Genomic DNA, 17,862 nt, shown 5'->3' with positions numbered 1-17,862 from the left:
AATGTGGCCCAAGAACAGAATCTGGAAGATCGCGCGCGTCTGCGTGAACGGTTCTTTGGGGCTGCCCGCACGGTCTTGGCCCGCCTATCGGCGGCCTAAGCCAACTCGCCAGCTATTTCTCATTACATACGGGAGAGGACCGATGTCCCCCAAAACACTCTATGACAAGATCTGGGATGCCCATGTCGCCCACGAGGCCGATGATGGCACCTGCCTGCTGTATATCGACCGCCATCTGGTGCACGAAGTGACCAGCCCACAGGCATTCGAAGGCCTGCGCATGGCGGGCCGCAAGGTGCGCGCGCCAGAAAAAACCATCGCCGTGCCGGATCACAACGTTCCGACCACGCCGGACCGTGTGAATGGTATCGAAAACCCGGAATCACGCATTCAGGTCGAGGCACTGGACAAGAACGCCAAAGATTTCGGCATTCACTATTACCCTGTGCACGACGTCCGTCAGGGCATTGTGCATATCGTCGGCCCCGAACAGGGCTGGACCCTGCCCGGCATGACCGTTGTTTGCGGCGACAGCCACACGGCGACTCATGGTGCATTCGGCGCTCTGGCGCACGGCATCGGCACATCCGAGGTTGAACACGTTCTGGCCACCCAGACTCTGATCCAGAAGAAGTCCAAGAACATGAAGGTCGAAATCACCGGCAAACTGCAGCCGGGTGTGACCGCCAAAGATATCACTCTGGCTGTGATCGGCGAGACCGGTACTGCTGGCGGCACAGGTTATGTCATCGAGTATTGCGGCGAAGCGATCCGCGATCTTTCGATGGAAGGGCGCATGACCGTCTGTAACATGGCCATCGAAGGCGGTGCCCGCGCTGGCCTGATCGCGCCGGATGAGACCACCTTTGAATATGTCAAAGGCCGCCCGCATGCCCCCAAAGGCGCGCAGTGGGAAGCCGCGATGGACTGGTGGAAGACGCTTTACACCGACGAAGATGCGCATTTCGATAAAGTCATCACGCTGCGTGGTGAAGATATCGCGCCGGTCGTCACTTGGGGCACCAGTCCCGAAGATGTGCTGCCGATCACCGCATCCGTACCGCATCCCGAAGATTTCGAAGGCGGTAAAGTCGACGCGGCCCGCCGTTCGATCGAGTATATGGGCTTGGAAGCCGGTCAAAAGCTGAGCGATGTTGAAATCGACACTGTTTTCATCGGCTCTTGCACCAACGGTCGGATCGAAGACCTGCGCGCTGCGGCGGAAATCCTGAAAGGCAAGAAGATCAAGGACGGCATGCGCGCCATGGTCGTACCAGGCTCGGGCTTGGTGCGTGCACAGGCCGAAGAAGAAGGTTTGGCCGAGATCTTCAAAGATGCCGGTTTCGAGTGGCGTCTTGCGGGCTGTTCAATGTGTCTGGCGATGAACCCCGACCAGCTGCAACCGGGCGAGCGCTGTGCCGCGACTTCGAACCGCAACTTCGAAGGCCGTCAGGGTCGCGGTGGGCGTACCCATCTGCTGAGCCCTGCAATGGCTGCCGCTGCGGCAATCACAGGACGGCTGACAGACGTCCGTGAATTGATGTAAGAGTCTCTCATATCTAGATATTTGATGGAGAGACTAACATGAGTGATTGGGTCAAATGGCTACTGCTTGGACTTTTGTCCATAGCATTCGGGGTGTTCGTATTGGGCGCACCGGTCGTGGCGTCCGTTGCCGTAACAGTAGTAACCGGTGTGTTGCTATTGATTGCGGGCGGAATGCAGATCGTTGGTGGCTTCACGGTTGAAGGCACTGGCAACAAGATCCTGTCACTCATCATGGGTGCGGTCATGCTGTTTCTGGGCTGGTCCTTTCTGGATCACCCGCTGCAGGGCACGCTGACGCTGGCAACTGTGATGCTGATCCTGTTTATGGCAGGCGGCATCGCGCGGGTCATTCTGTCGTTCCAGATGAAAGGAACGCAGTTTTTCTGGCCCACGATGATCTCGGGCATCTTGTCGATCATCCTCGCCGGCATCATCTGGACCTATGTGGGCAAGGAACCGGCTGCTCTGCTGAGTATACTGGGGATCTTCCTGGGCATTGAGATGCTGTTCAACGGGTTCGGATTGGTCTTCATGGCGTTCTTCGTCAAGAACGCACCCAAGGACGAAACAACAGAAGCGAAAGAAGCTTAAACGCGGAGCACGGGCGCGGCCCTACCCCGCAGGAGTGTAGACATGGAAAAGTTCGAAAAAGTCCACGGGGTGGCCGCCCCAATGCCACTGATCAATATCGACACCGATATGATCATTCCCAAAGTGCACCTGAAAACCATCAAACGCTCTGGCCTGGGTGTCGTGCTGTTTGATGAGATGCGCTATCACGATCATGGCGGCGAGAACGAAGATTTCGTTCTGAACAAACCCGCTTATCGCAACACCGAGATTCTGGTGGCTGGCGACAATTTCGGTTGCGGCTCGTCGCGGGAACATGCGCCATGGGCGATCAAAGATTTCGGCATCAAGGTGGTGATCTCGACCAGCTTCGCCGACATCTTTTTCAACAACTGCTTCAAGAACGGCATCCTGCCCATCGTAGTCGAAGAAGAGCATCACGCGATTCTTATGGATGACGCGCACAAGGGTGAAAACGCCCGCATGACCGTACATCTGGAAGATCAGCAGATTACCACTTCGGATGGCATGGTCATCGAGTTCGACATTGACCCACACCGCAAGCACTGCCTGCTGAACGGTCTGGACGATATTGGCCTGACGATGGAAAAAGACCATCACATCGACAAGTTCGAAGATCATGCGAGTCAGGCCCGCCCCTGGGTATGATTCTGGGGACGAATCTGTTGATACTCAACCTAACAGGGTCGCAAGCGCGGCCCTGTTCGCATTCTTGGGGCAAAAACCCAGTGCACCACAACATGTAGGTATCAATTTGAGATACACGTCGGATTTGCGTCGAAATTGATGCAATCCCGCACCAGTTGCGCCATCATTTTGCCCGAAATTGCGTGTTATTTGCTCATTGGCTTGAGCGAAATACCGCTTATCGGCAAAGTTGGCACCCATGAGGTAGCCGCCAACGAACGAGCGGTGAGCACAAGTTGGACGATAAGTCGGCACAGAATCGACTACGCCGGTTTGAAAAAGGGTTCGGATTGTGATTGCACGCACAACGGGGGCGGCGATACGTGGATTATTGGTAGCACTTATGGTGCTTACCCCTGCGTTGTACCTGCCTACATCGACGTCGAATGGGACTGAGATTGTCGTCTTTCTGGCGATCCTTGCGTTTATCCTGACTTTCTCGGAATACAACTCGGCCTTTCCAAGCTTTATCGAATTTCGTGACGCACCACCTGTGAACAGGCTGCGCTTTGTCGGTTTGATGTCGATGGTTACCTTCCTGACGCTGATCTGCAAAAACGCCTATGCCCCCTCGGAACTTACTGGCCTGTTTTATTCAGTTGGCCTGATGGTCGCGAATGTGGTGGATTTCCCCTACTCCCCCGTTCGTCTTGTGGTTTTGATGCTGCCCGCCGATGCCAGCCAGCCCCTCGTAGATTTGGTGCGTATCTCCGCCAGCGTCGCTTATGTCGCGGCCTTGGTTACCATCGCCAGCTTTGCCTATGCGGTGAAGCTTCGGGGATGGCCAACAGGCAACGGCGCGTTCAACGTCTGGACCAATCTACCGCTGTTTGACCCAACCAAGGGTGGTGATGTGGTCACCCGTCTGCAGCGTGACGGGCGGCTCAACATCGCAATTGGGGCTTTGCTGCCTTTCCTGATTCCCGCCCTGATCAAACTGATGGCTGCTTTCATCACGCCGATCGCGCTCAGCAATCCGCAGACATTGATCTGGACCCTTTGCGCATGGGCATTCCTGCCTGCCAGCATGATCATGCGAGGCATGGCGACACTACGCATTGCCGGCCTGATCGTTGAGAAGCGCCGCGCATACTCAACTTCCGAGTCAACTCAGATCGCATGATCCGACTGCTGGTTCTGTTGCTGTTGCCGTTTACGGTACAGGCAGAGACATTGCGCATCGCAAGTTTCAATACAGAACTCAGTCGCGAAGGTCCCGGCCTGTTGCTGCGTGATATTCGGCGGAACGACCCTCAGGTCGCTGCGGTGATCGAGGTGCTGATGACAACCCGTCCCGATATCGTCGCGCTGCAAGGCATCGATTGGGATTTAGACGGGCTTGCCCTTGCTGCGCTGGTCGAGGCGCTGAAAAGCAACGGCTTGGATTATCGATACAGTTACGCCGAGCAACCCAATTCCGGGATCGAAACCGCGTTGGATCTGGATGGGGACGGCGAGACGGGCGGTCCGGGCGATGCACAAGGCTGGGGGCGGTTCACCGGCCAGAATGGGCTGGCAGTGCTGTCCCGCTATCCTATCGCTACCGATCAAGTGCGGTCATTCACCCAGTTGCGGTGGCGCGATTTGCCGAATGCCCAGCTGCCAGCCGAGGATGGAGAGCCCTTCCCATCACCACAAGCGCAGGCTGTTCAGCGGCTGTCTTCTACATCGCATTGGGTCGTTCCGGTCGACACCCCGGGTGGTCGCCTAGACCTGATGACGTTTCACGCCAGCCCGCCTGTCTTTGATGGACCTGAAGATCGGAACGGACTGCGCAACAGGGATGAAATTCGGCTCTGGTCGCTTTTGCTGAACGGTGATCTGGGTGAGAAACCTACGGGGCGTTTTGTCATCGCAGGTGATGCGAACCAGGATCCTTACAAAGGCGAGGGTCGCAAATCGGCAATCCGTGATCTTCTGGCCAATCCGCAACTGCAGGATCCGATGCCTGTTGACCCTGCGGGGTCAACTTCAACAGTTTTGTGGAAGGGCGTTGGCGAGATGAGAGTGGATTATGTCCTACCTTCGGCGGATTGGCGTGTGCACGATGCGGGCATTTACTGGCCGGAACCCACATCCCGTGACGCGGCCGTCGCCGCAAGCCGTCACCGGCTTGTCTGGGTCGATCTATTCGACGAATAGGCTTCGATCATGACCGTATGACTGTGCCGAATCGCTGGCGGGATTCATATTGCACAGGTTCAGACACGGCGTTCCTCAACGCGTCATTTAGGTCGGTCTGCGCGAATTCCGGGAGCAGAGCATCAAAGAGGCGTGTGTCCAGCCGGTGAGAAGTATTCCATAGATACCTCATCTCAAGCAAATGAGGCGCCATACGCCAGAACGGGCGGGCCAGATGCAAAGGCCACCATGCCATCTGTTTAAGGGTGAGTTCACGCCCCGCAACCTGCGAAAGCGCCAATGCCATTTCATTGCCGGTCAAGGTGTATCCAGCATAGGGGACATCGCAGAAACGCGGTAGCAGGCTGCGCATTTCTGCCAACTCCACAGCAGCGCGAGTTAAATCGGGCAGATAGGCCCAAGCATGCTCGATATCCGGATTGCCGGGATACACAAAGCGCCCGCGCCGCAAGTGTTTGATGAGAATCTGATCGAACCAATTGCCAGAGGCCGTGGTGTCTATGAAATCACCTGCCCGCAACATGATGGTCCGAACCGACGAGGCACGATAAGCCTCTTCCATCTCGATCCGAATGCGTCCCAACGGATTTCGCGCAAGATGCGGTGTCCTGGTCGACCAGGGGCCGGGCGTATCCGCACCGAAAACATAAACGTTCCCCGGGACAATGACCGTCAAGTCACGCTCTGATGCAGCGGCGATTACCTGACGATGCAACTCTGGCACCTGCTCCGCCCAGTCGGGGTAAAGCGGGTTCCAGGCGTTCACGATGACGTCTACTCCATGTACCGCCGTGCGCAATTCCTCCCTGCGTCGATCAAACTTTTGCACAATCCATCCCGCATCCGAAAAAGCTCTTGCAGCGTTGCGTCCAAATCGACCGGTGGCCCCGAGAATAAGTACCGTTTGTGGCATTGATCCCTCCGTTCCGGATCAATCTATTCAATCACGATGTTTTGGAAATTGCGAAAAATCGCAGATTATGTATTCGTTTTTGAATGGCTAAAACACTCCAACTATCCGACTGGTCCTTAGTTCAAAGCTTTCTGGTGGTTGCCGAAACCGGCTCACTGTCCGCAGCCGCAAAGCAACTGGGTCGCAGCCAGCCGACGCTTGGTCGTCAGGTGCATGCGCTGGAAGAAGAATTGGGGGTCTCGCTGTTTGATCGTCACGCGCGTGGACTGACGCTCAGCGAGGTGGGGCAGCAAGTGCTGCCAATGGCGCAGCAGATGTACAGCGCAGTCAATGCCCTGGGGCTGACGGCAGCGGGTCAGGCGCAACAGCTGGAAGGGTCGGTCAGGATCACCGCTTCGGTATTTGTATCGCATCACCTGTTGCCGCCGATACTTGCCGCAATCCGTGAGGCAGAACCGGCGATTCAGCTTGATCTGGTCGCCTCGGATGCCAGCGAAAACTTGCTGTTCCGCGAGGCCGATATTGCCGTGCGCATGTATCGGCCCGAACAGGTCGACATCGTGGCAAAGCATATCGGCGAGGTGCCGTTATGTTTCTGCGCCGCCCAAAGCTATCTGGATCGTGCGGGGCGACCAACAACGCCGACAGAGCTGATGCAGCACGACCTTGTGGGATTTGACACCAATGAAGACATTATCACCGCTATGCGGAACAAGGGCTGGCCTGCCAGCCGGGACAGCTTTGCCACGCGATGCGACAACCAGACTGCCTATTGGGAATTGATCCGCGCAGGGTGTGGGGTGGGCTTCAGCCAACTCAGCATCGCGCAGTCCGATCCTCTGGTCGAAGTGCTAGATATTGATGTCGAGATACCGGTGCTGCCGGTCTGGTTGGCTGCCCCTCAGGCGATGCGACAGACCCCGCGCATTCGCAGAGTCTGGGATCTGTTGGCCGACGGGTTGAAGGCCCGGCTTTAAAACCGCCTACAGCGCGCCGGTATAGGTGCCGCGCGCAGGATAGTTATAGGCCAAGGTGAATTTCAAACCGCCGACGATGTCCGACATTGGCGGTCGCGCAAAAGGCGTTGTCTGCTGCCAGACGTAATAGAGGGTCTGATCAGGTTTGATATAGAAATGTCCCGGCTCAGCGAACAACGCTGGCTCGGCACTACCTTCACGAGCCACCGAGATGTTCAGGCCCCAGACATCCCGCGCGTCGGCCATGGACAGGCCGTATCCTACGCGCAGCTTCGACACTCCGGCCTTCTCAACCGTCTCGGCCGCACGTTCGTCGGTATCCGTGGTGATCATGATCACCTCAATCCCCAGCTCGGCGAATTCATCCAGCGCAGCCTCGACCTCACCCATTTGGCGAACGCAGATCGGGCAATGCAGACCGCGATACTGAATCACCAGCGTTCCGTTTTCGCCAGTGTCGCGCTCAAGATCAAAGGTGCCATGGCTTACTGTTTCGATTTTTAGCGATGGGGCCGGATTTCCGGGTGTCAGCATGTGGTTTCCTCGTGATTTGATGGGTTCGTCTCATTGACCCGATGCGCCGCAAACGCTAGGGCCTGTGCGACAAAACGCAAGGAGACTGTCGATGTCCAAACCCTCGCTCCTCATCCTGCCCGGAGACGGAATTGGCCCGGAAGTTATGGCCGAAGTGCGCAAAATCATCGATTGGTTCGGCGCCAATCGCGGTCTTCAATTTGACGTGAGCGAGGATCTGGTCGGCGGCGCTGCCTATGATGCGCACGGGAAGCCCCTATCGGATGAGACCATGGCCAAGGCACAAGAGGTCGACGCTGTGCTGCTGGGGGCTGTTGGCGGCCCTAAGTATGACGATCTGGATTTCAGCCTGAAACCCGAACGCGGACTGCTGCGTTTGCGCAAGGAAATGGACCTGTATTCCAACCTGCGCCCAGCTCAGTGCTTCGACGCGCTGGCGGATTTCTCTTCGCTGAAGAAGGATGTGGTCGCTGGCCTCGACATCATGATTGTGCGCGAGCTGACATCGGGTGTCTACTTCGGTGAGCCGCGCGGCATCTTTGAAGAAGGCAATGAGCGCGTTGGCATCAACACCCAGCGGTACACCGAATCCGAGATCGAACGCGCAGCACGTTCCGCGTTTGAGCTGGCGATGCGCCGGAACAAGAAACTGTGCTCGATGGAAAAAGCCAATGTGATGGAATCGGGCATCCTGTGGCGTGAGGTCGTGACACGTGTCGGTCAGGAATACCCCGAGGTCGAGCTGTCACACATGTATGCAGACAACGGCGCGATGCAGCTTGTGCGCGCGCCCAAACAGTTTGACGTGATCGTCACCGACAACCTCTTTGGCGATGTACTATCCGATTGCGCAGCGATGCTGACCGGGTCTTTGGGCATGCTGCCGTCTGCCTCGTTGGGCGCACCGATGGCGAATGGCCGCCCCAAGGCCATGTATGAACCCGTGCATGGCTCGGCCCCGGACATTACAGGTCAAGGCAAGGCCAACCCAATTGCGTGTATCCTCAGCTTCGCCATGGCACTGCGCTACAGCTTTGACCAGGGCGACGAAGCGGATCGTCTGGAAACCGCGATCGAGAAGGTTCTGGCCGACGGCGTTCGCACGGCTGACCTGCTGGCTGAAGAAGGGGTTGAGCCGGTTTCGACCAGCGAAATGGGTGATGCAATTCTGGCAGCGCTAGACGAAAGCGTCTGATCTTACGATCATTCAGACATCAAAGGCGGTGCCCAGCGCACCGCCTTTTTTTGTTGGTCAGTTTCCGAAGATGTTGTTCAGCAGGTTGTTGATCGCACGGTCCAAACCGGTTTGATTCTTACGGCGCTGTTGCTGCGGCTGCGCGGTTCTGACCGGTGGGTCCGGCGCCAGCATGGGTAACGGCGTGGGCGTCATCCCTTCTGTCACGCGCAGCATGGTCTCTTTCCATATCTCCGCCGGCAAGCCTCCACCCGTGACACCTGACAACGGCGTATTGTCATCATACCCCATCCAAACGCCCGTAACGTAGTCCGCGGTAAATCCGATAAACCACGCATCACGTGCGGCCTGGGTCGTGCCGGTCTTGCCCGCCACCTGCCAGCCCGGCAGCTTTGCCCGTCCGCCTGTACCTTCAGAGACCACACGCTCCATCATCCAGGTCAGTTGTTTGGCGGCCTTGTCGTTGATGACGCGTTCACCGATACCGGTTGTCGTGATCATAACTGGATCGGTCTCACCAAGCAGCTTCAACTCGGTCAGACCATAGGGTTCCACCGCTGAACCGCCGTTCAAGATACCGGCGTAAGCGCCCGTCATCTCTATCAGCGTGCTTTCCGATGCGCCGAGCGCCAGCGCGAGTCCCTCGGCCAGATCACTTGAAAGGCCGAAACCACTGGCAACCGTGCGCACGTTGTCCAGCCCCGAGATATCAGCCACTTTGACTGCGGGAATATTCAACGAGTTCTTCAACGCATCTGCTAATGTCACCCGGCCATAGAACTTATTGGTGTAGTTCTTCGGGCACCACTGACCAGAACCTGCGATGTTCCAGCACGTTGGTTCATCCATCACCGTGTCCAGCGGTGAATATCCCAACTCCAAGGCCGTCGCATAGACAAACGGTTTGAACGACGAACCCGTTTGACGCAGAGCCTGCGTAGCCCGGTTGAACGCCCCCGAAACACGAGTCTTGCGCCCACCGACCATACCTCGAACCGCTCCATCCGCTGACATCACCACAATAGCGGCCTGCGCTTTGGACCCTTCGCGCACTTTCTCCTGGAAGATGAATTTAAGCGCCTCTTCTGCCGACGTTTGAATGCGCTGATCCAGCGTGGTTCGGATCACCACGTCCTCGGTTGTATTACGTGTGAAAAACTCTGGCCCGCTGGCCATGACCCAATCGGCAAAGTAACCACCAGCACGCGCGGCAGCGGCCTCGGACAACTGCGCCGGACGGCTGCGGGCCTCGCTGGCCTGCGCGCTGCTCAGATAGCCCTGAGTCTCCATTAGCCCAACCACCAAACGTGCCCGATCTTGTGAACGTTGCAGGTTGTTCGTTGGCGCATAGCGTGTCGGGGCCACCAATAGACCTGCCAGCATTGCCGCCTCGGCCGGAGACACTTCGGCTGCCGAAATACCGAAATACCGCTGGCTGGCGGCCTCGAAGCCGCGGGCTCCCGCACCGAGGAAGGCGCGGTTCAGATAGATCGTCAGAATTTCATCCTTGGAGTATTTGACCTCCATCGCAATGGCATAAACTGCCTCTTTCGCCTTGCGCCATAGCGAACCCTGACGGCAATCGGCTTCATATGCAGCCTCAGACTCCCATTCGCTGGGCTCATAAGGCACACCCAGGCATAGAAGTTTCGCGGTTTGCTGGGTGATCGTTGAACCACCGTGACCAGACAGCGGTCCACGTCCTTCGCTCAGGTTGATGCGTACCGCGCTGGCGACACCGCGCGGGCTGACGCCGAAATGGCGGTAGAACCGTTTATCCTCGGTTGCAATCACGGCGTTCTTGAGATGCGGCGAAACTGTATCCGCCGTAATCACGCCGCCAAACTGATCGCCGCGCCAGGCAAAGACCTTGCCGTCGCGATCCAGCAAGGTCACCGAACCACGTGCCCGCCCATCAAGCAGGGCATCGACATCCGGCAATGAGGTGTAAACAACACCCACCGCCAGCGCCAACAGCAACCCCGCCACTGCGCCGACCCTCCAAGTGATCCCCCAAATTATGCGCCAGAGCCAGCGGAACAGCCGGCGGAAAATGCCACCGCCCTTCCCACCAGAACTGCGCCGCGTTTTCTTCCGCGCCGTTTTGCGCGGAGCGGCTTTTCGGGCCGTCGACTTCTTACCAGCAGGTTTTGCTGCCCGCTTGGTCGCCGCAGGCTTTCGGCCTTTGGACGGGTACCTTTTATCCGCGACAAGGCGCGATTTGCGACGGTTGGACTCAGTCATGCTCAAACTCTGCCCGGTTATGCTTTTGGGGCACCATACCCCGCCGGAACGGCCATGTAGAGGTGTGAAATACCCGTATTTCCCCTCACAAGTTTGCCTATATTTTCACCAAATAGCGTGTTTTGTGCAAAAATTGTGCATAATTGCTGATTTTTTACCCTCATTTACCCTCCGAAAACGTTCCATCTGAACCTCTGTCGCGCATTTTTCTGCAGGTGCAAAATGCCGGGCCGCCCGGAGTAGTAGAGGGGAAAGACGTGAAACTGATCATTGCGACAATCAAACCGTTCAAGCTTGAGGAGGTGCGCGAAGCACTGACCAATGCAGGCGTGCGCGGCATGATGGTGACTGAGATCAAAGGGTTTGGCTCGCAATCGGGTCACACCGAGATTTATCGCGGTGCCGAATACGCCGTGAATTTCGTTCCCAAGATCAAGCTTGAGATCGTGGTGCCCGCCACCATGGCCGACCAGATCGTCGAAACCATCACCACAACCGCCAAGACCGGCAAGATCGGTGACGGCAAGATTTTCGTCCTCGATGTCGAGCAAGCCCTGCGCGTGCGGACCGGGGAAACCAACGAAGAGGCGCTTTAAGCGCGCTTACTCACAATCACTCGAGGACTAACAATGAACCTGATGAAATCTCTCATCCCTGCCGCTGCGATCGTCGCACTGCCGCAGATGGGTCTTGCGCAAGAGGCCGCTACCGGAGAGCCCGCGCAACACACCCAATATATCTTCACCACGCTGCTGTTCCTGATGGGCGGTTTCCTGGTGTTCTTCATGGCTGCAGGCTTTGCCATGCTCGAAGGCGGGCTGGTGCGCTCAAAGAACGTCGCGATGCAGATGACCAAAAACATCGCGCTGTTTTCAATCGCCGCGATCATGTACTGGCTGATCGGCTTCAACCTGATGTACCCCGGTGATGGCTGGACCATTTCTGGCTGGCTGGGCCCGTTCTTCTCGACCACCGTGCTTGACCCAGTGGGTGTCGGTGCAGATGCTGCGGCGCTTGACTACGCCTCAATCGGTTCGGATTTCTTCTTCCAACTTGTCTTTGTCGCAGCGACCGCCTCGATCGTGTCCGGTGCGGTGGCTGAACGGATCAAATTGTGGCCCTTCCTTGCCTTCGTTGTTGTCCTAACCGGCATCATGTACCCGATCTCGGGCTCGTGGCAGTGGGGTGGTGGTTGGCTGTCCGAAGCAGGCTTCTCGGACTTCGCTGGTTCGACCATCGTGCACTCGGTCGGTGGCTGGGCGGCTCTGGCAGGTGCCCTCATCCTTGGGCCGCGCATCGGTAAGTACAAGGACGGTAAAGTGCACCCGATGCCTGGTTCGAACCTGGCTCTGGCCACTCTGGGTACCTTTATCCTGTGGCTGGGTTGGTTCGGCTTCAACGGTGGTTCGCAGCTGGCGATGGGCACTGTAGGAGATGTCTCGGACGTATCGCGCATCTTTGCCAACACTAACATGGCTGCTGCATCCGGAGCCGTTGCCGCCCTTATCATGACACAGCTGCTGTACAAAAAGCCCGACCTGACCATGGTGCTGAACGGCGCGCTGGCGGGACTGGTGTCGATCACTGCTGAGCCGCTGGCCCCAACCCTGTTCGGCGCTCTGTGGATCGGTGCTGTGGGCGGTATCATCGTGGTCTTCGCGGTTCCGATGCTGGACAAGTTCAAGATCGACGACGTAGTCGGCGCCATCCCGGTCCACCTGTTCGCTGGCATCTGGGGCACCATCGCCGTGATCTTCTATGGCGAAGCCAGCCTGATCACTCAGCTGACCGGGATCATTGCTTATGGTGTCTTCACCTTTGGTGCTGCTCTTATCCTTTGGTCGATCCTGAAGGCCACCGTAGGTATCCGTGTTAGCGAAGAGGACGAGATCAACGGCCTCGACATGGCTGAACTGGGTATGGAAGCGTATCCGGAATTCTCCAAGGGCTAATAGCCAACCAAGTAAAACAAAAAAACCCGGGCGTTCGCGCCCGGGTTTTCCTTCATTCAAAGATATCGCTCAGACGCCGACATCGACAATCGCCTGCGCCAAAATGGGCACAGTATTGGCGTTCAAACCAGCGATGTTCAGACGGCTGTCACCGACCATGTAAATGCCGTGATCGGCACGCAGCTTTTCAACCAGTTCTGGCGCGGCCCCCAGTCGCGAGAACATGCCGCGATGCTGGGCGATAAATCCAAATCGATCCGATCCACTAAGGCTCTGCAGCTCATCAGCCAGTTGCTGACGCAGGCCCAGCATGGAAAGGCGGACATCTTCCAATTCGGTCGCCCAATCTGCCCGCAGAGCATCGTCATTCAGGATCGTCGTCACCACCCGCGCGCCGTGATCAGGCGGGAATGAGTAGTTCTGGCGGTTCAGAAATGCCAGCGTAGACTGGTTCAGTGCAGTCTGTGCCGGATCGTCACTGATCGCCATCAGCAGGCCGGTGCGTTCACGGTAGACGCCGAAGTTCTTCGAACAAGACGCCGCGATCAGGCAGCGCTTCACTGACGATGCGACCAGACGGGTTGCCTGCGCATCTTCTTCCAGACCGTCGCCAAAGCCCTGATAGGCGATGTCGATCATTGCGACGAGGCCACGCGCGTTGATCAGGTTCACGACCTCTTGCCATTGCACCATATTTAAGTTGGCACCCGTTGGGTTGTGGCAACAGCCGTGCAGAAGAACCACGTCGCCTGCATTGGCAGTTTTCAGGTCCTCGATCATACCGTCGAAATCGACGCCACGCGATTCTCCGTCGAAATAACGGTATTGGACTGTCTCGATCCCCAGATAGTTCAGGATCGACAAATGGTTTGGCCATGTGGGGTTCGACACGAAAACACGCGCGGTGGGGTTGGCCATACGGATCATCTCAAACGCCTGACGACAGGCTCCGGTACCACCGGGGGTGGCTACGGCTGCAATGTTGCCACGCGGGACAGAATTTCCGAGGATCAAGTCGATCATCGCGTCCGCAAAGGCTGGATCACCAGCCAGACCGGTATAAGCCTTGCTCTCCTGCTCTTCGAGAATACGCTTTTCAGCTGCTTTCACCGCGCGCATCACCGGAGTGACCCCCTCGGCATTCTTGTAGACGCCAACGCCCAGATCGATCTTGTGATCACGTGGGTCGTCGCGGTACATCTGCATCAATGCCAGAATCTTGTCTGCTGGCTGCGGTTTAAGGTTCTCGAACATCAGTTCTCTCCGGTTGCGACGGGCAGGGTTGGGAAGGCACCCCATTCAGCCCAGGAGCCGTCATATAGCGCGTGGTCTTTCTTGCCCATGCGTTCCAATGCAAGGCTGAGAATTGCGGCAGTCACACCAGAGCCACAGGATGTGATCGCGGGTTTCGATAAGTCGACGCCGGCATCTTCAAAAACCGCGCGGCAGTCTTCGGGCGACTTCATCGTGCCATTCTTGTTCAACATCATTCCAAAAGGCACGTTGCGCGAGCCTGGGATATGACCCGAGCGCAACCCCTCGCGCGGTTCAGCTTCGGTCCCGAAGAAACGGGCCGCCGAGCGGGCATCGATGATCTCGTGATCCGCAAGCTTCGCGGCTGATGAAACTTGCGTCACATCGCGGACAAGGTGGTTCTGAACCCGCACCGTCATATGACGGTCGCGAATAATGGGGGGCAGGTCTTCGATCTCGCGCCCTTCGGACTGCCATTTTGGCAGTCCACCATCCAGAACAGCAATATTGTCCTGTCCCATCAGACGGAACAACCACCAGACCCGCGCCGCCGACATCAGCCCCGCACCGTCATAGACCACGACCTGATGGCCATCGCCAACGCCCATCGCGCGCAGGCGCGACATGAACTTCTCGACCGGAGGTGCCATATGCGGCAAGTCGGAACGATGGTCGGATATCTCATCAATATCAAAGAACCGCGCACCAGGGATGTGGGCAGAGTCATACTCTGCCTTGGCGTCTCGCGCTTGCTGCGGCAGGTACCACGACCCATCCAGAATCCTTAGATCCGGATCCTTGAGATGTGCGGCAAGCCATTCGGTAGAAACGAGGGTTTTTGGATCGTCCTGCATCTATGCCTCCCCTAAGCGAGCTTGGGTTTTCCCTATACTTGGCAGGATGCAGGTTCAAGGCTGGATAGCGCTAGCGTCCCAACCACACTGGATTTATCGCAAACGACGCAGGCGATAATACTGGATGATCCCAATAACGCTGATGATGATCCAGAAGCCTTCGATCAGCATCGACGCCAGATTGAAGTTCTGCAGCAGTGAGAACACGATCAGCACCGAACCGATAAGATTCACCAGCGGAAAGGCCAGATCCTCCGAGTTCATCACTCGCATCTGGGTCGCAAAATATGCCGCAACAACGATCAAAGCCCCGAATGAGCCGATGGCATCGACGACGGTCAAACTGTCCAGTAGTGCGGTCATTGTATGGGGCTTTCCTATTCTGAAACTTCCGCTGGTTGCGAATAGTGGTGCATATTTAGAAAAGCAGCTCCCTGATCACCAGCGCGGTATCCATGCGGCACATCCGCAGAAAATCGCAATCCTTGACCGGATTGCAGCGGAACCCAGTTTCCATTTCGCAGCACGTCCAAAGCTCCGCTCAGAACAAAAACCTCTTCGGTTACGCCTGCTGCATGGGCCGGAGATTCGTGGCTTTGATTGGGTGACAACTCGACATGAAATGTTTCGGCCCCCAATGCGGGATCAAAAGGAAAGACAATCTTGACTTCGATACTTCCCGGAAATCTCACGGTACTGAACACATCAGCATCTGTCGTGTCACGCATTGCAGCAGTACCAATCAATGCACTCAGCGGGAGCTGGAAACCCTTCGCGATCTTCCACAGGGTCGCGATGGTCGGGCTTGATTCGCCACGCTCGATCTGGCCCAGCATGGCTTTGCTGACCCCGGTGAGTTCCGCGACTTTTGACAGGCTCAGCCCGGATGCCGCCCGCACATCCCTTAGTTTCAGCGTTAGTTCGTCCGATTCCATACCCGCGCCCTGCGATTTGTCTTGTGCGTTATAACGTACATATGATACGTGCGCTATAACGTACACACCCAATATCGCAGTTTGGGCAATAGGGATACAGCATCATGCCAATGTACCGATCCAGAACCTCCACCCATGGCCGTAACATGGCCGGTGCCCGCGGCCTGTGGCGCGCCACCGGTATGGGAGACGACGATTTCGGCAAACCGATCATCGCCATCGTCAACTCGTTCACCCAGTTTGTACCCGGTCACGTCCACCTGAAGGACCTGGGACAGATGGTTGCGCATGAGGTTGAGGCCGCTGGCGGTGTCGCCAAAGAGTTCAACACCATCGCGGTCGATGATGGCATCGCCATGGGCCATGACGGGATGCTGTATTCGCTGCCCTCGCGTGAGGTGATTGCGGATTCTGTTGAATACATGGTTAACGCCCACTGCGCGGACGCTATGGTCTGTATCTCGAACTGCGACAAGATCACGCCCGGCATGTTGATGGCGGCCATGCGTCTGAACATCCCGGCGATCTTTGTCTCGGGCGGACCGATGGAAGCGGGCAAGATCGACATCGCCGATCTGGACGCCAAGAAGATCGACCTTGTCGACGCGATGGTTGCTGCGGCCGACGACCGGTTCACCGATGAACAGGTTCAACACATCGAGGAAAACGCCTGCCCTACCTGCGGGTCGTGTTCGGGCATGTTTACCGCGAATTCGATGAACTGTTTGGCCGAAGCACTGGGTCTGGCGCTGCCGGGCAATGGCTCGACCCTGGCCACACATGCCGACCGTAAAGAGTTGTTCTTGGAAGCTGGTCGCCGCATCGTCGAGATCACCAAGCGCCACTATGATCTGGACGAGAAAGGCTTCCTGCCGCGTGAAATCGCCACGTTCGACGCGTTCGAAAATGCCATGAGCTTGGATATCGCAATGGGTGGATCGACCAATACGGTGCTTCATTTGCTGGCCATCGCGCACGAAGGTGAAGTGCATTTCACCATGTCCGACATGGACCGCCTGAGCCGCCAAGTGCCCTGTTTGTGCAAAGTCGCGCCCAACATCGAAAACGTGCACATGGAAGACGTCCACCGCGCTGGTGGCATCTTCTCGATCCTCGGTGAACTCAGCCGCGCAGGCTTGCTGCATGAGGATTGCCATACAGTGCATTCGGGCACCATGGGCGAAGCGATTGCCAACTGGGACATCAAAGTCGCCAACAACCCGAAGGCTCAGGACCTGTTCAAAGCGGCGCCCGGCGGCGTGCGTACTACACAAGCCTTCAGCCAGTCGAACCGCTACAAGGAGCTAGACACTGACCGCGAAGGCGGCGTGATCCGTTCGAAAGAGCATGCATTCAGCCAGGATGGCGGTCTGGCAGTATTGTTCGGCAATATCGCGCGCGACGGCTGTATCGTGAAAACTGCGGGTGTGGATGAGAACATCCTGAAATTCACAGGCTCAGCTTATGTCTGCGAAAGCCAGGACCAGGCTGTCAATGACATCCTGACCGGCAAGGTCAAGGAAGGTGACGTGGTGGTGATCCGCTACGAAGGCCCGCGTGGTGGGCCGGGAATGCAGGAAATGCTGTATCCGACTTCGTATCTGAAATCCAAGGGACTGGGCAAAGCCTGCGCGCTGCTGACTGACGGTCGTTTCTCGGGTGGCACCTCGGGCTTATCAATCGGCCACGTCTCGCCCGAAGCAGCGGAAGGTGGTGAGATCGGTTTGGTGAAAACCGGCGACACGATCGAAATCGACATTCCCAACCGCAGCATCCATCTGGCGGTCTCCGACGAAGACCTGGCCGCGCGGCGCGAAGAGCAGGACGAGAAGGGCTGGCAGCCCGTTGCACCACGTAAGCGTAAAGTGTCCACCGCGCTAAAAGCCTATGCCAAATTGACGACAAGTGCCGCAAAAGGGGCCGTCCGTCAGGTCTAAGCACTGCGGGTGAGCGAACACTCCCGCACCCGATACATGGAATCGGCTGCGCCGATTCCACTTTAGGAATTTGGGCCCGGCGCCGCGCTTTGCGCGGCG

The 17,862-nt window shown here is 57.2% G+C and carries 18 protein-coding genes; 11 read left to right on the top strand and 7 right to left on the bottom strand.

The window, feature by feature from the left end:
- Positions 1 to 3 precede the first annotated feature (3 nt).
- From ACR0JG_RS16360 to ACR0JG_RS16335, 6 genes are all read left to right on the top strand, one after another.
- Complete coding sequence (locus ACR0JG_RS16360; protein WP_260023663.1) at positions 4 to 99, top strand: isopropylmalate isomerase; 96 nt, start codon at positions 4 to 6, stop codon at positions 97 to 99.
- A gap of 43 nt (positions 100 to 142) precedes the next feature.
- A complete protein-coding gene (gene leuC, locus ACR0JG_RS16355; protein ID WP_170395174.1) occupies positions 143 to 1,546 on the top strand; it encodes a 3-isopropylmalate dehydratase large subunit in 1,404 nt (467 codons plus the stop codon).
- Positions 1,547 to 1,584: 38 nt separating this feature from the next.
- A complete protein-coding gene (locus tag ACR0JG_RS16350) occupies positions 1,585 to 2,139 on the top strand; it encodes an HdeD family acid-resistance protein (RefSeq protein ID WP_170395171.1) in 555 nt (184 codons plus the stop codon).
- 42 nt (positions 2,140 to 2,181) lie between these two features.
- A complete protein-coding gene (gene leuD, locus ACR0JG_RS16345) occupies positions 2,182 to 2,787 on the top strand; it encodes a 3-isopropylmalate dehydratase small subunit (RefSeq protein ID WP_170395169.1) in 606 nt (201 codons plus the stop codon).
- Positions 2,788 to 3,118: 331 nt separating this feature from the next.
- Positions 3,119 to 3,949, top strand: a complete 831-nt coding sequence (locus tag ACR0JG_RS16340; protein WP_170395166.1) for a hypothetical protein — start codon at positions 3,119 to 3,121, stop codon at positions 3,947 to 3,949.
- Positions 3,946 to 4,968, top strand: a complete 1,023-nt coding sequence (locus ACR0JG_RS16335) for an endonuclease/exonuclease/phosphatase family protein (protein WP_480571167.1) — start codon at positions 3,946 to 3,948, stop codon at positions 4,966 to 4,968. Before ACR0JG_RS16340 ends, ACR0JG_RS16335 begins: the two co-directional genes overlap by 4 nt.
- A 7-nt stretch (positions 4,969 to 4,975) precedes the next feature.
- On the opposite strand, the gene ACR0JG_RS16330 is transcribed toward ACR0JG_RS16335, so the two are convergent.
- Complete coding sequence (locus ACR0JG_RS16330; RefSeq protein WP_480571165.1) at positions 4,976 to 5,881, bottom strand: sugar nucleotide-binding protein; 906 nt, start codon at positions 5,879 to 5,881, stop codon at positions 4,976 to 4,978.
- An 83-nt stretch (positions 5,882 to 5,964) separates the two neighbouring features.
- On the opposite strand from ACR0JG_RS16330, the gene ACR0JG_RS16325 reads away from it, so the two are divergent.
- Complete coding sequence (locus ACR0JG_RS16325; RefSeq protein ID WP_480571162.1) at positions 5,965 to 6,858, top strand: LysR family transcriptional regulator; 894 nt, start codon at positions 5,965 to 5,967, stop codon at positions 6,856 to 6,858.
- A 6-nt stretch (positions 6,859 to 6,864) separates the two neighbouring features.
- On the opposite strand, the gene ACR0JG_RS16320 is transcribed toward ACR0JG_RS16325, so the two are convergent.
- Positions 6,865 to 7,392: a redoxin domain-containing protein gene (locus tag ACR0JG_RS16320; RefSeq protein ID WP_480571158.1), complete on the bottom strand. Its 528-nt coding sequence runs from the start codon at positions 7,390 to 7,392 to the stop codon at positions 6,865 to 6,867.
- 91 nt (positions 7,393 to 7,483) lie between these two features.
- Between ACR0JG_RS16320 and leuB the strand changes: the two genes are divergently transcribed.
- Positions 7,484 to 8,587, top strand: a complete 1,104-nt coding sequence (gene leuB / locus ACR0JG_RS16315; protein ID WP_480571155.1) for a 3-isopropylmalate dehydrogenase — start codon at positions 7,484 to 7,486, stop codon at positions 8,585 to 8,587.
- Between the two features lie 57 nt (positions 8,588 to 8,644).
- Here leuB and ACR0JG_RS16310 read toward each other — a convergent pair whose 3' ends face one another.
- Positions 8,645 to 10,831 (bottom strand): PBP1A family penicillin-binding protein, encoded by a 2,187-nt coding sequence (locus ACR0JG_RS16310; protein WP_170647320.1) that lies wholly within the window; start codon positions 10,829 to 10,831, stop codon positions 8,645 to 8,647.
- Positions 10,832 to 11,088: 257 nt separating this feature from the next.
- Between ACR0JG_RS16310 and ACR0JG_RS16305 the strand changes: the two genes are divergently transcribed.
- Both ACR0JG_RS16305 and ACR0JG_RS16300 read left to right on the top strand, forming a co-directional pair.
- Positions 11,089 to 11,427: a P-II family nitrogen regulator gene (locus tag ACR0JG_RS16305; protein ID WP_039541190.1), complete on the top strand. Its 339-nt coding sequence runs from the start codon at positions 11,089 to 11,091 to the stop codon at positions 11,425 to 11,427.
- Between the two features lie 33 nt (positions 11,428 to 11,460).
- Positions 11,461 to 12,783, top strand: coding sequence for an ammonium transporter (locus ACR0JG_RS16300; RefSeq protein ID WP_170395150.1), 1,323 nt, complete (start codon positions 11,461 to 11,463; stop codon positions 12,781 to 12,783).
- Between the two features lie 69 nt (positions 12,784 to 12,852).
- Here the strand turns inward: ACR0JG_RS16300 and ACR0JG_RS16295 are convergent, their stop codons facing one another.
- The 4 genes from ACR0JG_RS16295 to ACR0JG_RS16280 form a co-directional block, all read right to left on the bottom strand.
- Positions 12,853 to 14,037, bottom strand: a complete 1,185-nt coding sequence (locus ACR0JG_RS16295; protein ID WP_170515810.1) for an amino acid aminotransferase — start codon at positions 14,035 to 14,037, stop codon at positions 12,853 to 12,855.
- A complete protein-coding gene (gene sseA, locus ACR0JG_RS16290) occupies positions 14,037 to 14,891 on the bottom strand; it encodes a 3-mercaptopyruvate sulfurtransferase (protein ID WP_480571152.1) in 855 nt (284 codons plus the stop codon). The genes ACR0JG_RS16295 and sseA overlap by 1 nt, the downstream gene beginning before the upstream one ends.
- A gap of 93 nt (positions 14,892 to 14,984) precedes the next feature.
- A complete protein-coding gene (locus tag ACR0JG_RS16285) occupies positions 14,985 to 15,254 on the bottom strand; it encodes a CBU_0592 family membrane protein (protein ID WP_170395139.1) in 270 nt (89 codons plus the stop codon).
- Positions 15,255 to 15,268: 14 nt separating this feature from the next.
- Positions 15,269 to 15,826, bottom strand: coding sequence for an XRE family transcriptional regulator (locus ACR0JG_RS16280; protein WP_170395136.1), 558 nt, complete (start codon positions 15,824 to 15,826; stop codon positions 15,269 to 15,271).
- Between the two features lie 104 nt (positions 15,827 to 15,930).
- Here ACR0JG_RS16280 and ilvD point away from each other — a divergent pair, with 104 nt between their 5' ends.
- Positions 15,931 to 17,763: a dihydroxy-acid dehydratase gene (gene ilvD, locus ACR0JG_RS16275; protein WP_480571149.1), complete on the top strand. Its 1,833-nt coding sequence runs from the start codon at positions 15,931 to 15,933 to the stop codon at positions 17,761 to 17,763.
- Positions 17,764 to 17,862 lie beyond the last annotated feature (99 nt).

Source organism: Ruegeria sp. AD5 (assembly GCF_056542345.1).
Note: the sequence above shows the minus strand (reverse complement) of the source record. Positions and strands in the feature narration are given on the sequence as shown.